Source organism: Paenibacillus sp. 2TAB19, from assembly GCF_052115185.1.
GTDB lineage: Bacteria > Bacillota > Bacilli > Paenibacillales > Paenibacillaceae > Pristimantibacillus.
On sequence record NZ_JBFRGE010000066.1, the window covers coordinates 22,050 to 38,444 of the forward strand.

General features: G+C 49.4%; 18 protein-coding genes. All 18 read left to right on the forward strand.

The genetic code is table 11. From position 1 onward, the window contains the following. Positions 1-29: 29 nt before the first annotated feature. Entirely contained in the window at positions 30-662 is a 633-nt protein-coding gene (gene spoIIIAG, locus AB4Z33_RS23520; protein WP_442052222.1) for a stage III sporulation protein AG, read from the forward strand. Between the two features lie 29 nt (positions 663-691). Beyond that, complete coding sequence (locus AB4Z33_RS23525; protein ID WP_442052223.1) at positions 692-1,315, forward strand: SpoIIIAH-like family protein; 624 nt, start codon at positions 692-694, stop codon at positions 1,313-1,315. 250 nt (positions 1,316-1,565) lie between these two features. Continuing rightward, on the forward strand, positions 1,566-2,069 hold the full coding sequence (gene accB, locus AB4Z33_RS23530) for an acetyl-CoA carboxylase biotin carboxyl carrier protein (RefSeq protein ID WP_442052224.1): 504 nt from the start codon (positions 1,566-1,568) through the stop codon (positions 2,067-2,069). 45 nt (positions 2,070-2,114) lie between these two features. Continuing rightward, a complete protein-coding gene (accC, locus tag AB4Z33_RS23535; protein ID WP_442052225.1) occupies positions 2,115-3,473 on the forward strand; it encodes an acetyl-CoA carboxylase biotin carboxylase subunit in 1,359 nt (452 codons plus the stop codon). Positions 3,474-3,702: 229 nt separating this feature from the next. Then, the gene (locus AB4Z33_RS23540; RefSeq protein ID WP_337101684.1) at positions 3,703-4,110 is read left to right on the forward strand and encodes an Asp23/Gls24 family envelope stress response protein; all 408 of its coding nucleotides are present in this window, start codon (positions 3,703-3,705) and stop codon (positions 4,108-4,110) included. A gap of 99 nt (positions 4,111-4,209) precedes the next feature. Then, the gene (gene amaP, locus AB4Z33_RS23545; protein WP_442052226.1) at positions 4,210-4,767 is read left to right on the forward strand and encodes an alkaline shock response membrane anchor protein AmaP; all 558 of its coding nucleotides are present in this window, start codon (positions 4,210-4,212) and stop codon (positions 4,765-4,767) included. A gap of 14 nt (positions 4,768-4,781) precedes the next feature. Then, a complete protein-coding gene (locus AB4Z33_RS23550) occupies positions 4,782-5,015 on the forward strand; it encodes a DUF2273 domain-containing protein (protein ID WP_337101686.1) in 234 nt (77 codons plus the stop codon). A 133-nt stretch (positions 5,016-5,148) separates the two neighbouring features. Further along, a complete protein-coding gene (gene nusB / locus AB4Z33_RS23555; protein WP_442052227.1) occupies positions 5,149-5,592 on the forward strand; it encodes a transcription antitermination factor NusB in 444 nt (147 codons plus the stop codon). Between the two features lie 63 nt (positions 5,593-5,655). Continuing rightward, positions 5,656-6,516 carry a bifunctional methylenetetrahydrofolate dehydrogenase/methenyltetrahydrofolate cyclohydrolase FolD gene (gene folD, locus AB4Z33_RS23560; RefSeq protein WP_442052228.1) on the forward strand — a complete coding sequence of 287 codons (861 nt, stop codon included), beginning with the start codon at positions 5,656-5,658 and terminating at the stop codon, positions 6,514-6,516. A gap of 8 nt (positions 6,517-6,524) precedes the next feature. Continuing rightward, positions 6,525-7,907, forward strand: a complete 1,383-nt coding sequence (gene xseA / locus AB4Z33_RS23565) for an exodeoxyribonuclease VII large subunit (protein ID WP_442052229.1) — start codon at positions 6,525-6,527, stop codon at positions 7,905-7,907. Continuing rightward, on the forward strand, positions 7,879-8,133 hold the full coding sequence (gene xseB, locus AB4Z33_RS23570) for an exodeoxyribonuclease VII small subunit (RefSeq protein ID WP_442052230.1): 255 nt from the start codon (positions 7,879-7,881) through the stop codon (positions 8,131-8,133). The genes xseA and xseB overlap by 29 nt, the downstream gene beginning before the upstream one ends. Before the next feature lie 2 nt (positions 8,134-8,135). Next, complete coding sequence (locus tag AB4Z33_RS23575) at positions 8,136-9,050, forward strand: polyprenyl synthetase family protein (RefSeq protein WP_442052231.1); 915 nt, start codon at positions 8,136-8,138, stop codon at positions 9,048-9,050. A 159-nt stretch (positions 9,051-9,209) separates the two neighbouring features. Then, positions 9,210-11,108 (forward strand): 1-deoxy-D-xylulose-5-phosphate synthase, encoded by a 1,899-nt coding sequence (gene dxs / locus AB4Z33_RS23580; protein ID WP_442052232.1) that lies wholly within the window; start codon positions 9,210-9,212, stop codon positions 11,106-11,108. An 8-nt stretch (positions 11,109-11,116) separates the two neighbouring features. Beyond that, entirely contained in the window at positions 11,117-11,950 is an 834-nt protein-coding gene (locus tag AB4Z33_RS23585) for a TlyA family RNA methyltransferase (protein ID WP_442052233.1), read from the forward strand. A gap of 204 nt (positions 11,951-12,154) precedes the next feature. Next, on the forward strand, positions 12,155-12,607 hold the full coding sequence (locus AB4Z33_RS23590) for a hypothetical protein (RefSeq protein WP_442052234.1): 453 nt from the start codon (positions 12,155-12,157) through the stop codon (positions 12,605-12,607). Positions 12,608-12,630: 23 nt separating this feature from the next. Next, positions 12,631-13,083, forward strand: a complete 453-nt coding sequence (gene ahrC / locus AB4Z33_RS23595; RefSeq protein WP_442052235.1) for a transcriptional regulator AhrC/ArgR — start codon at positions 12,631-12,633, stop codon at positions 13,081-13,083. Positions 13,084-13,096: 13 nt separating this feature from the next. Further along, positions 13,097-14,809, forward strand: a complete 1,713-nt coding sequence (recN, locus tag AB4Z33_RS23600) for a DNA repair protein RecN (protein WP_442052236.1) — start codon at positions 13,097-13,099, stop codon at positions 14,807-14,809. Positions 14,810-14,930: 121 nt separating this feature from the next. Continuing rightward, complete coding sequence (gene spoIVB / locus AB4Z33_RS23605; protein ID WP_442052237.1) at positions 14,931-16,262, forward strand: SpoIVB peptidase; 1,332 nt, start codon at positions 14,931-14,933, stop codon at positions 16,260-16,262. The last annotated feature ends 133 nt before the right edge of the window (positions 16,263-16,395 follow it).

Here is a 16,395-nt window from a genome sequence, read left to right on the forward strand (position 1 = left end):
CATAGAAGCGAATGAGGAGGAACAGCGCGGTGGCCAAATGGCTGGAAGGCATAGAATCGGCGGTCGGCGGCGGCCCAAGCGGCCCGAAGCGAGTGAAGACGCTGCGAATATTGCTTATCGTCGGCGGAATTGGAGCGGCGCTGATGATCTTGAATTCATTTCTGACGTTTAACAKGGTCGATCCGCAAACGCCGGATGAGAATCCGCCGCCTCAAGAAGAAGCAGCTTGGAGCAACGGAGCCTCGTCGTTCGATTCCAAATTTGGCGCTATCGAGCAGCCGCTTGAGATGCGGCTCAAAGATATTTTGGAGAAAATCGTCGGGGTGGGTACGGTTAATGTGCTCGTAACGGTCGATGCAACCGAAGAGATTGTCGTCGAACAAAACGAGCAGGAATCGCAGCAAATCCAAGATGAGAACGATAAGAACGGCGGACGAAGACATATTACTTCCATCAATAAGGAAGGGCAAGTCGTTCTCTACGAGGTATCCGGCGACCAGAAGCCGATTATTACGAAGACGATTAACCCGCGCATTCGCGGCATTCTCATCGTAGCTGAGGGTGCGGAGAATGAGACGGTGAGGAAGCTCATCATTCATGCCGTAGAAAAAGGCGTGAGCGTGTCCGTTAACCGCATATCTGTAGTGCCTAGCAAGCGTTAAAAAATTGATCAGTTGGGGAGGGTGTTCTCATGAACACAAAAAGACAAACGGTGTGGCTCGTTTCGATGTTAAGCTTAATGGTGGTATTGTCGGCGTATTATTTATTCACACAGGACGTTGAATCGCCTGATCTCGTAACGGACAACACGCAAACGGAGCAAGGCGGCAAAAACGCAACTGAGGTATCGACTGACGGAAACGAACTGGTCATTGACGATGTGCAGCAGCCTTCAGATGACTCGCTGTTAACGGATGCGGAGAAGGCAGCTCTTGAGCAAGTGGAGGCGCAAGGCTATACGGACGGCGGTATCTTCAGTGAGCTGACTGCCAAACAAGATCAACAGAAGGTAGAGGAGACAGACAAGGCGCTTGCCGCAGTAGGCAACGTGCTCACGAACCCGGACGAAGGTCAAGAAGCTGCGGGCCAGCTGGAGAGCGTGGAGGCGAAATACGCGAAGATTTCCGAGCTGCAGGAAGAACTGCAGAAACAATACGAAATGGTCGTCATCGATGAGGAGAACGATAAGTATAACGTTGTCGTATCGAGCGAGAAGCTGGAGCGCAGCGAAGCGGCTGCCATCATGGAGCTTGTCATGACGAAGCTGGAACTGAAGGCCGACCAAATCTCGGTACAATACGAGCCGCAGGCATAACTGCATAAGCGCTTGAAATGATGTTAGCCCCGCGCTTCGTACGGCCAATGTGCCGTCGGAGAACGGGGCTTTTCTCGTTTGCAGGATCGCAAGGTGAAGGCTTGTCAGAAAAAATGATTCGTGTTCAGGACGGTTTATGATATAATGTTTAACGTTATGTGAACATTGGGAACGTGTGGCAACAATAAGCCGTAGTGGCTGGCGAAATCTCGCTGCTTGCTACCCGCAAACTTAAGGAGTGAATCTATTCATGTTCAAATTGAGCGAGATTAAAGAATTGATCAAACTGGTTGATCAAACTTCCGTTCATGAGCTGGAAATTGAAAACGAAGGGGCGCGCCTGCTTATCCGCAAGCCTGGCAAAACAGAAGTGGTGAATGTGCAAGCGGCTCCAAGCACGTATACATATGCGCAATTGCCGCCTCAAGGCATTCAGCAGTCTGCTGTTCAAGCCGCAGCTCCGGCAGCTGTTCCAGCACAGGAAGCAGCGCCTAGCAAACCGCAAACAGACAACCTGCACAAAATCGTGTCGCCAATGGTTGGTACGTTCTACAGCTCCCCGTCACCGGATGCAGCCGCATTCGTGAGCGTTGGAGACCGCGTACAGGATAAGAGCATCGTCTGCATCATCGAAGCAATGAAGCTTATGAATGAGCTTGAAGCCGAAGTGAAGGGCGAGATCGTAGAAGTACTCGTAACGAACGGTCAGCTTGTCGAGTACGGACAACCGCTGTTCCTCGTTAAACCGGAGTAAGCTGTAATACCTAATAGGGAAACTGTTGTTGAAAGGGGTTCCTTTGTGAAATTCCAAAAAATATTAATTGCAAATCGCGGTGAAATCGCCGTTCGAATCATTCGGGCTTGCAGAGAGCTCGGAATAAGCACGGTTGCCGTCTATTCGGAAGCGGATCGCGATTCGCTTCACGTTCGTTTGGCTGACGAAGCTTATTGCATCGGGCCGACAGCGTCGAAGGACAGCTACTTGAACCTAACGAATATTATGAGCGTGGCAACCATTACGGAATGTGATGCGATTCACCCGGGTTACGGCTTCTTGGCTGAAAACGCCGACTTCGCCGAAATCTGCGAATCATGCAACATTACGTTCATCGGACCTTCTCCGCAGGCTATTAGCAAGATGGGCGATAAAGCGGTTGCCAAGCTGACAATGAAAACTGCTGATGTGCCGATTATTCCTGGCTCGGACGGCTTGATCGAGAACATGGACGAAGCGATTACGATCGCGCGTGAAATCGGTTATCCGGTAATCATCAAAGCGACAGCCGGCGGCGGAGGCAAAGGCATCCGTATTGCGGACAACGAGGAATCGCTTATCCAGCAAATTACGACTGCCCAGCAAGAAGCACAGAAAGCGTTCGGCAATGCCGGCGTATATTTAGAAAAATATTTGACGGGTATGAAGCACGTTGAGATTCAGATTATGGCGGATAAGCACGGCAATGCCGTTCACTTGTTCGAGCGTGATTGCTCCGTGCAGCGCAGACGTCAGAAGCTCGTAGAAGAAGCGCCTTGCTCGGTGCTCTCGGAAGGCTTGCGCGAGAGAATGGGGATGGCCGCTGTCCGTGCCGCGCTCGCCGTTAATTATTCCGGTGCAGGCACGCTCGAGTTCCTGCTTGGTCCAGACGGCAACTTCTACTTCATGGAGATGAACACACGTATTCAGGTTGAGCATCCCGTGACGGAAATGATCACGAACGTTGATCTTATTAAGGAAATGATCTCGGTTGCAGAGGGCAATCCGCTCAGCTTTAGCCAAGAGGATCTGCATATTAACGGCTGGTCGATCGAGTGCCGTATCAATGCGGAAGATTCCGAGCGGAACTTCATGCCGTCGCCGGGCAACATCCCGTTTTATCTGCCTCCGGGTGGAGCGGGCGTTCGGATTGACAGCGCCGTATATCCTGGCTATACGATTTCGCCGCATTATGATTCTATGATTGCGAAGCTGATCGTATGGGGATCGACGCGTGAAGAAGCGATTGCGAGAATGAAACGGGCATTATCCGAGTTTGCCATTGAAGGCATTCGCACGACGATTCCGTTCCATCTGAAGCTGCTGAATCATCCGAAGTTTGTCAAAGGCGATTTTGATATCAAGTTCCTTGAAGAGCATGATATTAATTCCCCAGAGGCCTAAACTTTTCTAAAAATATAAGACTGTATAAGTTTTACTTATACTAAGCTTATATTTTTCCGGAATGAAACGCGTCCGCCTCCAGAAGACGGTGCTAACCGTTTCACCTTACTTGTGAACAAGTTGTTACGTTTGTCATAAAACGTAGCGAATGTTATAGTATAGAAATAAGATGCGGTCAAATGCTCGGCTTTACCGGGTACGCGCAACTTTAGGGAGGTGTACAACCATCATGAGTATTATTGCTGCTGAATATGAGAAAACGGATATTGGCACGATTCAAATTGCACCAGAGGTTATTGAGGTTGTTGCAGGACTTGCGACGATTGAGGTCGAAGGCGTCGCGGGAATGAGCGGTGGACTGGCAGGCGGTATCGCCGAATTGCTTGGCCGCAAAAACTTGTCCAAAGGTGTAAAGGTTGAAGTAGGCCAGCGCGAGGCAGCTGTTGATGTGTCCATTATTGTTGAATACGGCAATCGTATTCCAGAGATCGCTTCGGAAATTCAACGTAATGTGAAGCGTTCGATCGAGATGATGACAGGACTGCACGTCGTTGAAGTGAACGTACATATTCACGATGTACATTTCAAACAGGCGGAAAAACCGGTAGAAGAAGATCAGCAACAACGCGTAAAATAGTTATTTTTTTAATTGAATTCCGTACAACCCCCTCGTGTATGGGCATGCCGCTCGGCGCAAGGGGGTTTTCATTCGGTTTGGCGGGAGGAGTCGGTGCGCATGGTCAAAGTCATGGACAAGCTGTTTCTATTTCTGTACAGCATCGTGGTTGGATTAATTTCCGTCATCCTGCTGTGCGTTGGATTCGGCGCTGTAACAAGAGATTCAATGAACGATTTCATTTCCGATCTATACCGTTACGATTCGCTTCAGATTACAACGGCAGTACTCGGAATCGTTTTATTCGTATTAAGCTTGCGATTTTTTGTCGTATCGGTTAAACGAGGCTCTGCGCTACCTCCATCTATTGATCAACGTACGGAGTTTGGCGATATTCGCATCTCGCTCGAAACGATTGAGAATCTGTCGCTTAAGGCTGCATCGCGTCATCGCGGGGTTAAGGATTTGCGCTCCCGCATACGTGCGACGGATGCAGGTCTTGACATTGTTCTAAGAGCAGTCGTCGACGGGGAAAGCTCGATTCCGACATTAACGGAAGACATACAACGTTCCGTTAAGGAGCATATTGAAGAAATAGCCGGTATCCCGGTTATGAATGTGGCAGTATATGTCGCTAATGTCATTCAATCCGGCACGTTCAAGAGTCGCGTGGAATAGAGGTGGGCTTCCAAGTGGTATGGAAACAATTGTGGGCAGCCTATTGGAAACGGATAATCGGTGCGGCAACAGGATTGTTATTGGGCATTATATATTTAATAAGCGGCTTCTGGGATATGCTCGTTGTCGGGTTTCTCGTATCGATCGGATATTGGATTGGCAAGCACAAAGAATCAAGCGATGGACCTTTATTGCCTTGGCAGAAGCTTTGGGATTCGCTACTTGACAGATTCCGGCCGTACAGATGATCCTGTGGTCTCCTCCTTACTCCGCAAACCGGACCAATGCTCGTTTACGGGCAGGGAGGAGATCATAGGTTTTTTCGATTCTAGATAATCATGTTAGAAATTAAATCGGCATTTAAGCTGCCGCGGAGGTCATATGAAACGAAGATTAGCAAGAGAGTTAGCAGTGTCCAGCCTATATCAACTGGAAATGAATGAAGTAACAGCCTCAGAGGCTATTGACATGCTGATGGACGAGCTGCGTCAAGAAAATGAGATCGGCGCAAATCCGTCTGAAGTGGGAAGCACCGATGAATTCGTCCGCGAGCTTGTATTTGGCGTCGTTGAACGGAAGCAGGCAATCGACGGCATGCTGCAGCAATTTTTGACGGGATGGCAAGTGGACAGGCTGTCACGTGTTGACCGTCAGGTGCTGCGCGTAGCCTGCTACGAAATGGTATTCCGCGACGATGTGCCTCCTAAAGCGGCTATCAACGAAGCGATTGAACTGGCAAAGCACTTCGGTACGGAAGAATCTGGCAAGTTCGTCAATGGCGTGCTCGGCAAGCTTCTATCCGAACTGGACGAGCTTAAGTCTTAATTGCCTGACAACAGATTGACGAATGATTGAGTACTCTAATGACATTTGAAGGGGACGAATGCAATGAGCGCACATATTATTGAAGGCAAAAAAATATCGGATCTTATCCGTTCGGAAATGGTCGTAGAAGCGGCTGCCCTTAAGGAAAAAGGTATCGTTCCTGGGTTAGCTGTTGTTTTGGTTGGAGAAGATCCAGCTTCGAAAGTATATGTCGGTTCGAAGGAGAAAGCTTGTCAGCAGCTCGGGTTTTATTCCGAAGTTCATCGCCTGCCGGCAGATACGAGCGAAGCTGATCTGCTTGCGTTAATCGACAAGCTGAACAATCAGGAGTCGATTAACGGCATTCTCGTGCAGCTTCCGCTGCCGAAGCATATTAACGAGAAAGCTGTAATTGATTCGATTCGCGTCGATAAAGACGTTGACGGCTTCCATCCCGAGAGCGTAGGCAATCTCGTAATCGGTGATGATAGCCTGCTTCCGTGTACGCCTGCTGGCGTTATCGAGCTAATTAAGCGCAGCGGCGTCGATATTGCGGGCAAGCATGCCGTTGTCATCGGTCGTAGCAATATCGTAGGCAAGCCGGTAGCGATGCTTCTTCTTCGCGAGAATGCAACCGTTACGGTATGCCATTCAAAGACGGCTAACATGGAAGAGCTGGCAAAGCAAGCGGACATTTTGGTTGTGGCCATCGGCAAAGCGAAGGCAATCGACAGCAAGTTTGTTAAACCGGGCGCCATTGTTATTGATGTCGGCATTAACCGTTTGGCTGACGGCAAGCTAGCTGGCGATGTTGATTATGATGATTGCTTGGAGACTGCGGGATACATAACGCCGGTTCCCGGCGGAGTTGGCCCTATGACGATTACGATGCTCATGCAAAATACGATTACTTCAGCTAAGCGAGCTAATGGAATCGGGGAGTGACCAGAACAGTGGCGAATCAGCCTCGTGTCTACTCTGTCAAAGAATTAAATCGTTATATCCGGATGAAAATGGATTCAGATACGCTGTTAAGCGATGTATGGCTTAGAGGCGAAATATCGAATTTCACGCATCATTCCAGCGGTCATATGTACTTCACGCTTAAGGATAGCGACAGCAGACTTAAGTCTGTCATGTTCGCTTCGCATAATCAGCGTCTGCCGTTCATTCCTCGTGAAGGCTCGAAGGTGTTAGCACGAGGCAATGTATCCGTCTACGAGCGGGACGGCAACTATCAATTCTATGTCACTGCGATGCAGCCAGACGGCATCGGCAGCCTATATCTCGCTTACGAGCAGTTGAAAGCGAAGCTGGAAGGGGAAGGCTTGTTCGCGGAATCGCGCAAACGGGCACTTCCTTTCCTGCCGCGTGCGATAGGCGTCATTACATCGCCTACCGGGGCTGCCGTACGCGATATTATCACAACGCTGGAACGAAGGTTTCCTTCTATTCCGGTATACATATACCCAGTTCTTGTTCAAGGAACGCAGGCAGCGCCTTCAATTGTGAAAGCGATAGAAGCAATGAATCGTTTCGGCGAGACGGACGTATTAATTATTGGCCGCGGGGGCGGGTCGTTAGAGGAGCTGTGGGCGTTCAATGAAGAGAGCGTTGCCCGCAGCATAGCCTCTTCTCGAATCCCCGTCATAAGTGCAGTCGGACATGAGACGGATTTCACGATAGCCGATTTTGTTGCCGACCTGCGAGCTGCAACGCCTACTGCAGCGGCTGAACTGGCTGTGCCTCATGTGGCAGAACTGAAGCAGCAGTTACTTCGTAAGCAGCAGCGAATGGAACAGGCGTTGCGTTACGCTTTGCAGGATCGAAGAGAGAGATTGGCGCGAGCGCGGCGTTCTCCTTTTTTTGTTCATCCTAAGAAATATATGTTGGATCAAGCACAGCGGCTGGATCGTCTGCGGGAACGGCTTGAATCTCGAATGAAGCGCATATCGGATCGAGGTTATACGCGTCTTGCGAGGCAACAGACAGCGCTTGCCGCACACCATCCTGGCGAACGGGTTGCATTCGCGGCTAAGCAGCTGCAGAGCACCTCCAAAGGGCTGGAACAAGCGATGGCGGCTTATGTGAAAGACAACAAGATGCAGCTATTTAATATGATGAAGCAATTGGATGCTTTAAGTCCCCTCAAAGTGATGTCGAGAGGCTATAGTCTCGTTTATGACGAGAATGAACGGAAGCTGATCAAATCGATAAGCGAAGTGAAGACAGGAGCCTTGATTAAAGTAAAGCTAGCTGACGGCCAATTGGACTGTGAGGTTAGGTCAACGGAAGGAGAACGAAGCGGTGAAAGCAGCGAAAAACGAGGAAATTAGCTTCGAACAAGCGATGGAACGGCTGGAATCAATCGTAGCTAAGCTTGAGAATGGCGATGTTCCGTTAGAAGCGGCTATTGAGCTGTTTCAAGAAGGGATGAAGCTGTCGCAGCTATGCGGCGGCAAGCTTGAACAGGTCGAAAGCAAGATCGAACTGCTAATGGAGTCGGAGCAGGGCTTTCAGAAAAAATCGTTTGCGCATTCAAACGACGATAAAGGAGAATAAGCTTGAGTCAGAGAGACGGAATTAAAGCCTATTTGGCACAATGCGCTTCTGAGACAGAAGCAGCCCTTACGCATTCGCTTCCCGCGCAGTGGGATGTGCCGCAGAAGCTTCGCGATGCCATGCAATATTCGCTGGAAGCGGGCGGCAAACGCCTTCGTCCGGCACTCGTACTCGCTGCGGCGGAAGCTGCTGGCGGCGAGGGAACGAAGCGCGAGCAGACGATGCCCGTTGCAAGCGCGATCGAATTTATTCATACGTATTCGCTCATTCACGATGATCTGCCGGCGATGGATAATGATGATTTCCGCCGCGGCAAGCCGACGAACCACAAAGTGTTCGGAGAAGCGATGGCGATTCTTGCCGGCGACGCGCTTCTGACCCATGCTTTCTATTTGGTTACGCAAGCGGCGAATGAAGGCGGACTATCTGCCGATATTGCGCTTGCAATCGTTGGAGACTTGGCGAGACTTGCCGGCGCGCCAGGCATGGTCGGGGGTCAAGTAGCCGATATGCTCGGTGAGCAAGGGATTACGTCCATTAGTGAGCTTGAGTATATTCACCTTCATAAGACGAGCGATTTGATCGTATTCTGTGTTACGGCGGGCGGGCGTATCGGCGGTGCTACGCCGAAGCAGCTTGAGCTTCTATCGGTTTATGGCCGGAACATCGGATTGGCCTTCCAAATTCAAGACGATATTCTTGATTTGATTGGCGACGAGAAGAAGCTTGGCAAGAAAACGAACAGCGATGTAGCGCAGAACAAGGTAACCTATCCGTTTCTAATCGGAATGGAAGAGAGCAAGGCGCAAGTCGAGCGACTTACGCAAGCAGCGAAGTCAGCGATACTTGAAGCGGAGTTTGCTTCACCGGATCGATTGCTCGAAATAGCCGATTATCTTGTGCAGCGCGATCACTAATCGCGGTTCAAGTATTGATAGTATTGGGAAATACGTTTACTGTATGTTAAACTGTACAGTATACGCATCGAACGGGGCTCCCATTCGAGCTTGCTAGTATTCAGATGTAGACGTTCATGGGACAGTAAATCTGCTGTCCGCGAAAGCGAGGAAAGTAAATTGCTGCTTGACCATATTAACGGGCCTCAAGATTTGAAAGCTTTGTCAGTGTCGCAGCTTAATGAGCTGGCGAGCGATATACGGCAATTTCTTATTGAGAAGCTATCCGTTACGGGTGGTCATCTCGCTCCCAATTTGGGAGTCGTTGAACTRACCCTTGCCATGCATTATTTATTTAATAGTCCAGAAGATAAGTTTATTTATGATGTCGGACATCAATCCTATGTGCACAAAATATTGACCGGACGCAAAGATCAATTCGATACGCTGCGGAAGTACAAGGGCTTGTGCGGATTCGTAAAGCGCGCGGAGAGCGAGCACGACGTATGGGAAGCCGGTCATAGCAGCACGTCATTGTCAGCTGCAATGGGTATGGCGCTTGCCCGCGATCTGAAGGGCGAGAACAACCGCGTCGTTGCCGTTATCGGCGATGGTGCGTTAACGGGCGGCATGGCGCTAGAGGCGCTTAACCATATCGGACATGAGAAGAAAAAAATGATCGTAATTTTGAATGATAACGAGATGTCTATTGCGCCGAACGTCGGAGCGCTTCATCACTACTTGGGCAAAATCCGCACGGATCGGCATTACCAGAAAGCTAAGGATGAGCTTCAACAGCTGCTTAACAAAATTCCTGCAATCGGCGGGAAACTGGCTAAGACAGCGGAGCGATTCAAGGACAGCTTGAAATATTTGCTCGTTAGCGGTATTTTGTTCGAGCAATTCGGATTAACCTATTTGGGTCCTGTCGACGGTCATGACATGGAACAGATGCTCGATATCCTGCGTCAAGCAGATAATATCCAAGGCCCTGTACTTGTTCATGTGCTTACCGTGAAAGGCAAAGGCTACTCCCCTGCGGAAGCCGATTCGTTCAAGTGGCATGGTATTACGCCTTATAAGATTGAATCGGGTCAAGTGATGAAGGCGGTTGGACCTCCGGTCTATACGGATGTGTTCAGCGATATGATTATTGAGCTTGCCGAGAAGGATGAGCGAATTGTTGCCGTTACACCGGCTATGCCAGGCGGTTCGGGTCTATTGCGCTTTGCAAGTCAATTCCCGACACGAATGATTGACGTCGGTATTGCCGAGCAGCATGCCGCTACGATGTGCGCAGCAATAGCTATGGAAGGTCTAAAGCCGGTATATGCTGTCTATTCGACGTTTTTACAGCGGGCGTACGATCAGGTCGTTCATGATATTTGCCGCCAAAATCTAAACGTTATTTTTGCGATTGACCGTGCTGGCTTCGTAGGCCCGGATGGGGAAACGCATCATGGCGTATACGACATTGCGTTCTTAAGGCATGTGCCTAATTTGGTGCTTATGATGCCTAAAGATGAGAATGAGCTTAGACGTATGCTTGTAACTGCAGTTGAGTATAATGAAGGTCCGATAGCTGTGCGCTATCCTCGCATTAATGGCGTAGGCGTTCCGCTTGATCCCAATCCTCAGCCGCTTGAGATCGGGAAGTGGGAGACGGTTAGAGAAGGCGATTCAGGCGTCATTATAGCGCTGGGGCCGATGATTCAAGTAGCTGAAGAAGCTGCTGAATTGTTGAAGCGCGAAGGCCATAACATACAGATTGTGAATGCTCGCTTCATTAAGCCTCTCGACGAGCAAATGTTATTGAATCTTGCTGCCGAAGGCAAGCAAATGATCGTGCTGGAAGAAGGCTCAGAGATGGGCGGACTAGGCAGCGCCGTGCTTGAATTCTATTCCCTGAATAGCAAATATGGCTTGCCAATCCGAATTATCGGTGTGCCTGACCGCTTTATCGAGCATGGTTCCATTAAGGAGCAGCGTGAGGAAGTTGGACTTACGGCTGAGCGCGTTGCTACGGAGTTCAAAGAAATGATGCCGCGCCGCATTAAGCGTGTAACAGGAAAGCATTAAGGAGAACGATGACAACGATAGCGAAAGAACGTATAGATGTCCTGCTCGTGGAGCGCGGTTTTTTTGAAAGCAGGGAGAAGGCCAAAGCAGCATTAATGGCCGGGCTCGTGCTCGTTAATGACGAGCCAATCGATAAGAGCGGCATGAAAGTGGCCCGCGATGCAGACATTAAGGTGAAAGGGGCTATTCACCCTTACGTAAGTCGCGGAGGCTTGAAGCTTGAGAAAGCGATCAAAGCGTTCGAAATTGAGTTAAACGGCCGCGTTATGCTCGATATAGGTGCTTCTACCGGAGGGTTCACGGATTGCGCACTCCAGAATGGAGTATCTTACGTGTACGCGATTGATGTAGGTTACAATCAGTTAGATTGGTCGCTGCGTCAAGATGAGCGGGTAGGAGTTATGGAAAGAACCAACTTCCGATATATGCAACCGGCAGACTTGGTTGGACCACAGCCATCCTTTGCAACCATAGATGTTTCCTTTATATCGCTTAAGCTTATATTGCCAACGCTAGCGACGCTTCTGTCCCCAGGTGCTGGAATTGTCGCCTTAATTAAGCCGCAGTTCGAAGCAGGCAGGGAGAAAGTTGGCAAGTCCGGTGTTGTCCGCGAGTCCAGCGTTCATAAGGAAGTCATTCATAACGTATTAAACATGGCAGCAGAACTCGGATATACGCTGCAGAACATTACCTTCTCACCGATTACGGGCGGCGAAGGAAATATCGAATTTCTTGCTTATTGGCTCTGGAGCGGCGAGGCTGGGGCTGTTGTGCCGGGGTCGCTTGACGTGGAAGGTCTTGTAGCGCAAGCGAATTCAACATTCTCCAGCGGCAAAAAATAAAAGCATTCAGGAAGGATGCCGAGCAGATCAGTTCTGCTGGGGCATCTTTTTTTCTTTACAATATGTTCTATGATTTGATAAACTAAAGACACCAAACAAGCGTTCGCTTTTATTTGAACGTATTTAAGTCTAAGACAGGAATATGGCCCTCTTATATCGAACCATTAAGTTATGGTCGGTATTTATAGCAATGGAGGGCTGCTAATGTCGCAATACGGTGATTGGTTCATCATGCTCTTAGCAGGCAGCTTGCTGCTTATCTGGATGTTCCGAGCTTTCTATAGGTGGCTTCATGCCCCGACAAGTGTAAGCAGACTCAAGCTCGGCAAGGGCGGAACGCTGTCTCCCAATGATGAGAATATTTTGTTGCTGGAGCGGTTCGGGTACGAGGTTGTGTCAGGCAAGCATTTGATTCCTATTGCCGTTGAATTGGACGGTCAAGAACTCGGAAGCCGGTTATATATTGATTATGTTGCGGAAATGGACAACAAGACGTATATTGTGAAGTCGGCTCGTGAACGGATGCCGATGGATTGGACAGGAAGCGGCGTTCGTGATCGGCTGCTCGTCTATGCGCTCTTGCTGCCTCAATGCTCAGGCGTGTTGTTTGTGGACGCGAAGGAAAGAATAATACGCAAGATTCATTTTCATATTTAGCCCACTKGGCTTCGGAGGTTTTTATGAAAGGTATTCGCCAATTCAAGATTAAAGATTTAATTACGAACCAAGTTATTGAGACGCAGGACGAGCTGGTCGAAGCGCTGCGCCTATCGGGGCTGCATGTTACTCAAGCTACGGTTTCTCGCGATATGAAGGAGCTTATGCTAATTAAGGTGCCTGCCGGCGAAGGAAAGTATAAATATTCGCTGCCTCAAGAGCTGCAGCGCCAGAATCCGGTTCATAAGCTTAAGCGGGCTCTGCTCGATCATTTCGTACATATTGATTTTACGGACAATCTAGTTGTTATGAAATGTCTGCCGGGTACAGCGAATGCAATCGGCGCGCTTCTCGACAACATGGAGTGGCCGGAGGTAATGGGTACGATCTGCGGGGACGATACGATCTTAATTATATGTCGGACGAAGACGCAAAGCGGGGAGCTTGTTGAGCAGCTTCTCGCCTTATTGAACTAAGGAGGAATCAGCCATGCTGCGCGAGTTGTCTATTCGGAATTTAGCGGTTATTGAAGAGGTACACGTTACGTTTCATCATGGATTTCATGTGTTGACGGGCGAGACTGGAGCAGGGAAATCGATTCTAATTGATGCGCTCAGTCTGGTCGTCGGCGGACGGGGCTCCGCAGACATGGTTCGATACGGCTGTGACAAGGCCGAGATGGAGGCGATGTTCGACTTGTCTTCCAGCCATCCGGTATGGCGCGTATTAGAGAAGCAAGGTGTGAATGCCTCTTCGGAGGAGATGCTTGTCATCAGGCGCGAACTCACATCGCAAGGCAAGAGCAGCAGCAGAGTGAACGGCCAGCTAGTGACGATGACGATGCTGCGTGAGATCGGCGAGTGTCTTGTCAACATTCATGGACAGCATGAGCATCAATCACTCTTAAGAACCGAACAGCATTTGGAGTGGCTTGATATGTTCGCCGGCGACCTGCTAATTGAACGTAAGCTGCAATACCGCGAGGTATACACTCAGCTTCAGCAGGCAAGACACGCATTGAAGGATATCGAGAGCTCGGCCCGGCATAATGTGCAGATGCTTGATCTGTATCGATTCCAGATCGAGGAGATCACGAACGCGCAGTTGAAGATTGGCGAGGATGAGTTGTTGTCGGAGCAACGTCGTAAGCTGATGTATGCTGGCAAACGTATGGACGCGGTATCCGAAGCCTATACGCTTCTGTATGGCGGCAAGGGGCTTGATGCGGTAAGTAAGGCAGTTGCGAAGTTGATCGATATCCAGACGTATGATGCAGCCAAGCTTAGTCCGTTGCTTGAGCAATTGCAATCGGCMTTTTATCAGGCGGAGGATGCGGCATTCCAACTAAGGGATTATCGAGACAGCATTGAATCCGATCCGGATCAGCTATCGCATATCGATGACCGTTTGGATTTAATTAACGGATTGAAGCGGAAATACGGGGAGAGCATCCCTGATATATTGTCGTATCTCGAGAAGACGACTGCCGAACGCGACAAGATCGAGAATAGAGATGAGCTTATCGAGAGCTTGCGCGCTCAAGAAGCGAAGCTGTATGCGCAAGCATTGGACAATGCCAAGGAGCTTTCGAAGCTGCGTGAGCATGCCTCCATGAAGCTGGCAGAAGCGATTGAGACGGAGCTTAAGCAGTTGCAGATGCCGAATGCCTTATTTCGCGTGAAGCTCGAGCCATGCAAGGATGAGTCGAAGGGAGAAAGCGTCATTCGACTGCATGCGAACGGCATGGATGAAGCGATGTTCATGCTCTCGACGAATCCGGGCGAACCGCTTAAGCCGCTTAGCAAGATCGCTTCAGGCGGAGAGATGTCTCGAATTATGCTTGCCTTGAAGACTATCTTCGCGGAGATCGATCAAGTKCCCGTGCTCATCTTTGACGAGGTGGATACTGGRGTTAGCGGCCGCGCTGCCCAAGCGATTGCCGAGAAGCTGTCGCAGCTATCGGGGAAATGCCAAGTATTCTCGATTACTCATTTGCCTCAGGTGGCATGTATGGCAGATCATCATTATGAGATCCGCAAGCAAGTGATCGGCGAACGTACGTCTACTTCAGTATCTGCGTTGCTGGAGAGAGATCGCATTGATGAGCTTGCACGAATGCTGGGCGGAGTGGAAGTAACGGAAAAAACCAGGCATCATGCACAAGAAATGCTTGATTTGGCGCATCGTCAGAAAGGGGCGTAATGGAAGCCAATAAGGGAATGTTTTTGCGGACATAAAACAATCGGGGCAGGGTAACTTAAAGGTACGCCATTGGCGACTTACCTTTTCGTCATGCGATGGAATCACAGGGAGCGTGAAATCATTGAACTCCAATCAACGGAAGCGATGGTTTGGCCTACTTCTCGTTTTCTTCGTTTGCATGCTTGGGCTCTCTGCCCCGTTTCAGCGTTATGCCGCCGTTCCGAATGAGCTTCGGATGTTCGCAGGCCAGATGAAACGATTGCAATATGGAGTTCCGGTACATGCAGAAGTAACCGTCGACCCTCAGATGCTCCAGATTAACGGATCAACAAGCAAGTCCTTGTCAGTCAATCTTAATGAACCAATGTCGCTTCAACCGCATCAAAGCGGTCAAACGCAAGTAAAGATGAAATTATTTGGTAAAATCCCGTTCAAAACTGTAAAGGTTAATGTGGTGCCGGATTTGCGAGTCATACCTGGAGGCCAAACGATTGGCGTCAAGGTGAAGTCAGCTGGAATACTTGTTGTTGGACATCATCAGGTTGAAGGCAAGGATGGAATGAAGCAATCTCCTGGCGAAGCTGCGGGACTAAGATTAGGCGATTTGATCGTTAAGATCAATGGCTCACCGATCAATGAAGTACACAAGGTTGCCGAGCTGACAGATCGTGCAGGGACGGATAACAAGCCGCTCAACGTCGTCTATAAGCGCGGTGGACAGTTAAGTCAAACATCCTTAAATCCGGCTTATGATGCCGAGGATAAGGTGTGGCGTCTTGGCCTGTACATCCGCGACTCAGCGGCAGGTGTAGGCACGTTGACGTTCTATGCCCCTGATCAGGGGGTATACGGGGCGCTCGGGCATGTCATTACCGATATGGATACCCAAACGCCGATTGAAGTAGGCGAAGGTCAAATCCTTCAGTCGAGCGTAACATCCATCAATAAGAGTCAGAATGGCGAGCCTGGTTCGAAGCTTGCTCATTTCGTAAAGGAAGGCAAAATATTAGGCAGCATTGAGCGAAATACGCCATTTGGCATTTTCGGCAAAATGAATGAAACGCCTACCCATAGCTACAGCGAAAGATCGGTGCCTGTAGCGTTTGCCGAAGATGTCAACGAAGGCCCAGCCCAAATATTGACGGTCCTGAATGGTCAGAAAGTAGAACGCTTCAATATCGAAATTACGCATGTATCCAAGCAATCTGGCCCTGCAACCAAAGGCATGGTCATTAAGATTACGGATAAGCGGCTGCTCAATAAGACAGGCGGTATTGTGCAAGGCATGTCAGGCAGTCCGATTATTCAGAACGGCAAGCTTGTTGGAGCAGTTACCCATGTATTCGTGAATGATCCTTCTTCCGGTTACGGCTGCTTTATTGAATGGATGCTGCAAGATGCGGGAGTGTTATTGCGTTCTAAGGACACAAGCTGGCTTGGAGAAGCCGCCTAATAGCATACCAAAGGTCTGCTGTGATCTAATGATGACAGCAGACCTTCTTCATTTCATAAAATACCGATATTTGTCGAACGATTACGAAATTGCTCGACGAATGTAATAAATTATTTATTATAACGAAATAAGG

Coding starts and splice junctions, on each gene's coding strand:
- AB4Z33_RS23525 (WP_442052223.1), top strand. CDS start 692: ATGAACACAAAAAGACAAACGGTGTGGCTCGTTTCGATGTTAAGCTTA.
- accB (WP_442052224.1), top strand. CDS start 1,566: ATGTTCAAATTGAGCGAGATTAAAGAATTGATCAAACTGGTTGATCAA.
- AB4Z33_RS23540 (WP_337101684.1), top strand. CDS start 3,703: ATGAGTATTATTGCTGCTGAATATGAGAAAACGGATATTGGCACGATT.
- amaP (WP_442052226.1), top strand. CDS start 4,210: ATGGTCAAAGTCATGGACAAGCTGTTTCTATTTCTGTACAGCATCGTG.
- nusB (WP_442052227.1), top strand. CDS start 5,149: ATGAAACGAAGATTAGCAAGAGAGTTAGCAGTGTCCAGCCTATATCAA.
- folD (WP_442052228.1), top strand. CDS start 5,656: ATGAGCGCACATATTATTGAAGGCAAAAAAATATCGGATCTTATCCGT.
- AB4Z33_RS23585 (WP_442052233.1), top strand. CDS start 11,117: ATGACAACGATAGCGAAAGAACGTATAGATGTCCTGCTCGTGGAGCGC.
- AB4Z33_RS23590 (WP_442052234.1), top strand. CDS start 12,155: ATGTCGCAATACGGTGATTGGTTCATCATGCTCTTAGCAGGCAGCTTG.
- ahrC (WP_442052235.1), top strand. CDS start 12,631: ATGAAAGGTATTCGCCAATTCAAGATTAAAGATTTAATTACGAACCAA.